Below are 749 nucleotides of genomic sequence, written 5' to 3' on the forward strand. Positions count from 1 at the left end.
GTTTAAATATAAAAATAATTATATCTAAATGTAATGAATCTAGGAGGATATTATATGGGGTTTTATGACAAAATAACGGGTAAGGCATCTATAGGAGCTAATTTAGATCCTGTTAAAGATTTTTTTTTAGAAGATGAAAGGGTTATAGCATCTTACCAATTTTTAAGAGATTCGGTTATTTTAACTAATTTAGGAATATATTTGGTAGACGTTCAAGGATTAACAGGAAAGAAAGTAGAAGTTAAATTTTTCCCTAAAAAAAATATAAAAAGTGTTTCTTTTGAAACTGCTGGAAGCTTTGATTTGGATGTAGATATAAAAATTGGAGTTGATGGAAATACTGTTTTAGGATCTACAGGAGCATATTATAGTGCACCAATTTCCTTTAAAGTACCTAAGAATCAAGGAAAACAGGCAAAAGAAGTTATAAATTTAGTAAAAAAAAATTATTTGTGTAATTAATGATTATATTAAAAGGGTTCAAGTATTAAAAATACTTGAACCCTTTAATTTTAAGTTCTTAAAGGAAATTCATAAGAACATTTTTTACAAATTACAGTGATTGATCCTTTTTTTCTAGGAAGTCTTAATTTTTGATTGCATTTTGGACAATTAACTATTTTAAATTTTCTTTTTTGAATTATGTAATTTTTAAATTTTTTAAACTTTAATGTAAAAATAGTTAAGGGAATTCTATTTAAGTTAGTGGGAAGTTTTTTATTTAATTTACCTAGAATAATATTAACAAA

The 749-nt window shown here is 24.2% G+C and carries 1 protein-coding gene and 1 pseudogene; one reads left to right on the plus strand and one right to left on the minus strand.

The features are described from left to right. The first annotated feature begins 54 nt into the window (after positions 1 to 54). The gene (locus GBZ86_RS16450) at positions 55 to 462 is read left to right on the plus strand and encodes a PH domain-containing protein (protein ID WP_152892472.1); all 408 of its coding nucleotides are present in this window, start codon (positions 55 to 57) and stop codon (positions 460 to 462) included. Positions 463 to 512: 50 nt separating this feature from the next. Here the strand turns inward: GBZ86_RS16450 and GBZ86_RS18090 are convergent. Further along, positions 513 to 749 (minus strand): annotated as a pseudogene (locus tag GBZ86_RS18090) (hypothetical protein); the annotation flags it as partial.

This window comes from Clostridium tarantellae, assembly GCF_009295725.1.
GTDB lineage: Bacteria > Bacillota > Clostridia > Clostridiales > Clostridiaceae > Sarcina > Sarcina tarantellae.